At 48.2% G+C, this 3377-nt stretch carries 5 protein-coding genes; all 5 read right to left on the bottom strand.

Features of this window, described 5'->3' with window-relative positions:
- On the bottom strand, positions 1 to 201 hold a 201-nt coding region (locus tag RMO35_RS01560), incomplete at its 3' end, for a hypothetical protein (protein WP_309738078.1).
- Positions 188 to 787, bottom strand: coding sequence for a thioredoxin family protein (locus RMO35_RS01555; RefSeq protein WP_309738076.1), 600 nt, complete (start codon positions 785 to 787; stop codon positions 188 to 190). The genes RMO35_RS01555 and RMO35_RS01560, both read right to left, overlap by 14 nt.
- Positions 788 to 943: 156 nt before the next feature.
- A complete protein-coding gene (locus tag RMO35_RS01550; protein WP_309738074.1) occupies positions 944 to 1936 on the bottom strand; it encodes a hypothetical protein in 993 nt (330 codons plus the stop codon).
- 282 nt (positions 1937 to 2218) lie between these two features.
- Positions 2219 to 2737 (bottom strand): Ycf51 family protein, encoded by a 519-nt coding sequence (locus RMO35_RS01545; RefSeq protein WP_309738073.1) that lies wholly within the window; start codon positions 2735 to 2737, stop codon positions 2219 to 2221.
- 172 nt (positions 2738 to 2909) lie between these two features.
- On the bottom strand, positions 2910 to 3377 hold a 468-nt coding region (gene sufU, locus RMO35_RS01540; protein WP_309738072.1), incomplete at its 5' end, for a Fe-S cluster assembly sulfur transfer protein SufU.

The raw sequence follows: 3377 nt of genomic DNA, 5'->3' as shown, positions 1-3377 counted from the left end.
GTTGCACTTTGATGAATCATACCCAAATCCAGCAACGCCTAATTGCCTAATTGTATAGATCTGTAGGTTGAGTTGAAGTAGATCTGTAGGTTGGGTTGAAGAATGAAACCCAACACACCCAACCAAAGATCCGGAGGCTGGGGTGAAAACACCCAACACACTCAACCAAAGACTCGCGATCGCTTGTTTATTCTTCGGCACGGATACCTGTGAAATATTCGGGTTCGTTACCGGGGATCCACTTGATGTTGCAGCCGATACTGGGGCGTTGATTGGGATCGACATCCTTGCCAGCTAGGAGTGATTCGATCGCGGTGCGGAGATCTTTGCCTGTGACTGGTTGACCGTTAGACGGGCGACTGTCATCTAATTGACCGCGATAGGCTAAGTGACGATCGCGATCGAATAAAAAGAAATCTGGCGTGCAGGCAGCCATATACACTTTCGCCACGGTTTGACTGGCATCGCAGCAGAGGGGGAAATTAAACCCTTGGGAGTGGGCTAAAGCCTGTAAATGTTCTGGAGCATCATCGGGATACTTTTCGATGTCATTGGGGCTAATTCCGACGATCCCTAGACCTCGATCGGCATAGTCTATGCCAATTTGTGCTAGTTGGGCTTGAACGTGCTTGACAAACGGGCAATGAACGGAAATAAACATCACCAGCAATGCGGGTTTCTCGGCAAAAGTAGCTAACGAAATCGGCGCGCCACTGACAACATCCGTCAGGTGGAAATCGGGCGCACTCACGCCTAGTGGGAGCATTGTCGAGGCAGTTCTAACCATAAAATTAGGGATTGAGTGTTTAGTAGTAGGTGTAGCGGGATTTGGTTTGACAATTACACTTTGAATATTCGTCGAGCGACTGACAATCCGATCGCAGCTTCATTGTATATCTCAAATTATCGACTAGAATTACCCGCTCAGCCTACATCCTAACCCCTAACCCCGGTTTTTATACAGCGGGATGAGCGACTGAAGTAATCCATTTGCAGCCTTGCCATACTCTTCTAGCTCGACGAGCAACTCGACGGCATAAGTCATGCTTTCCTCAAGTTGGGGCATGGTGGTATAGGCTTTTAAGACATCTGATAACAGATCGTCGAGGTGATATTCTCGCATCGTCGCGACAGATTGGGTGCCAAAATTAAACTCTGGTCGTAGCATGACCAAGAGGATAATTTTTGCCCGCAGCGGATTGGCATAAGTCATTACAGTTTGCCGGAGCGTAAACGGATCGTACTCTGGTACTTCATCAGATGGTGCTTCTTGGCTGGGTTCGGCACCATTGGATTGACTGTTACCTGCTGACCAATCTGGATTGTAATAAGTTTCATACGCCGATTCATCGACATCTTCATCGATCGAGGCTCGATCGTCGAATTGTTGGGTGGCGAGTGGCGCATAGGCTCGCTCCAGCGCGGCGGGAACGCAGGCTTGGGTGGGTACTGGGGCATATGCACGTTCGAGCGCCGAAGGGATGCCCTGACTGGGTAATTGAGTCGGTTCTGGCGCGTAGGCACGTTGGATGGCGGAGGGGACACCGCGACCGCTTGTGGCGCTGGTGGGTTCGGGATCTGGCATCCGCGCCGCAGGTGGCGGTGATTGGGGTCTACCGACGTGTTCTTGACGAAATTCTGGATATAATTGCCCGATCGCCAGATAGATTACTTTGGCGATTTCAATATATTGTTTGGGTTTATTGACTGTTTTAATTAGATTTTGTAATAAGACTCTAAACAGATCGAGAGTCTGATTTTCTCTGACGATCTGTTCGATGAGATATTGAAAATTAATTGAGTCTAAATAATCTGTATCCTTCTCCCACCTGCTGGTACATAGGCAATACAGCATTTTTTTAATCCGAACTGCCTCTTGATGTCTATCTAGGTAGTTAACGACTTGTTGCAGTAGATTTGGGTCATTAATCCTCATGAGGTTAACCAGTTTTTATCTAAGTTTGAGTAGAGCGATGTCATCGAAGAAAGTTGTGTGCGCTCTCTGCCGTTCTAGCTGGAATGACCCAATTTGAGGCGGGAAGCGAGACGAGTGTATTGCCGAATGTAGATTTGTCGTAGTGCAACGGCAGCAGTGCCGACGCATCGCGGATCTACAGCCATCTTTATCCTGACAACTTCTCATATTGTTCCCCCCCAAGCTGCATCGCTAACTCATAACTTAGATTTAGTTGGGACGATCGATCGCCGCAAGCGATCGTTAGGCTTTAGTTTTAGCTACTTTCTCCAAATTGCTGCGATCGATCCTGACATTTAGTTGACTATCCTCACCACCACTGAGCGAACGCGTTACTTCACCTAATACTAGTGGCTCAGAAATCCCCGGACGCGGATGAATCACTGTCCGGGCGCGCACTTTGAGTTGTCGATCGACCGAACCCGAACGACCGTAAGAGTATAAATCCGCCGCCGCTTGACGCAATGTAGCATCCAATCCGGTTTCGCTAATTGGCGTCTTGACGGCGATCGTCGCCCGATCGCTACCATTATCATAAATTAAGGAGTAATGCTGTGCGCCAGGGACGTTGGTATGGACGATCGGGACGAGGCTCAATGCAAATAAACCCGCAGTCAATACGCCCATAAATCCGGTCGCACCTACGAGTCGATACTTAAATCCCCATTTGAGGACTAAAGCCAAAATCGTCACTACAGCAAAAGCTAGTGTTACAATTCCCGACCATTGGCAGTATTTGAGAAATTCGGCAGTTGAAATCATTGGATAGTGGATCGTGGATAGTGAATGGTGGATAGTGAATAGTGAATGGTGAATAGTCGATAATTTAAAGTATTTGATGTTCGGATAGTTTTCAACTATCTCGAACAAGTGCTTATCTTGGGCAAAGCCCAACAACGCACTATCCACGATCCACTATTCACTAAAAAATTAGCTACTCGGCTTCGTTGGTGACAAAATCGGCGAGTTTGGCTTCGCCTGTCATTTGGAGGGCGGCTTTGAGGGTATGCCAGCCGAGGTTGGCACATTTGATCCGCACTGGAAATTGAGCGACGCCTTTCATGACGTTGAGTTTGCGTTGCTCTTTGGGAAATTCCGTTTCCCCTTTCATCATGCCTTGAAAAATACCAACTAATTCTAAAGCTTCATCGATCGTTTTACCCACGACGGCTCCCGCCATCAGATCGACCGACGCTAGGGCAATCGCGCACCCTTCACCTTCAAATTTGACATCGGTGACGCGCTCGCTGCTCGCATCTAACTGGAGCGTCAATTCGATCGTATCGCCACAAGAGGGATTGTGCCCTTTCTGATACCGATCGATCGGATCGGTTTTACCTTTGTGCTTGGGCTTTTTGTAGTGTTCGAGGATGACCTGTTGGTACAGATCTCGCAAATTGGT

It is taken from the genome of Chamaesiphon sp. OTE_20_metabat_361 (assembly GCF_031364565.1).
The sequence above is the reverse complement of the archived record's forward strand: the minus strand, read 5'-3'. Positions and strand labels throughout refer to the sequence as shown.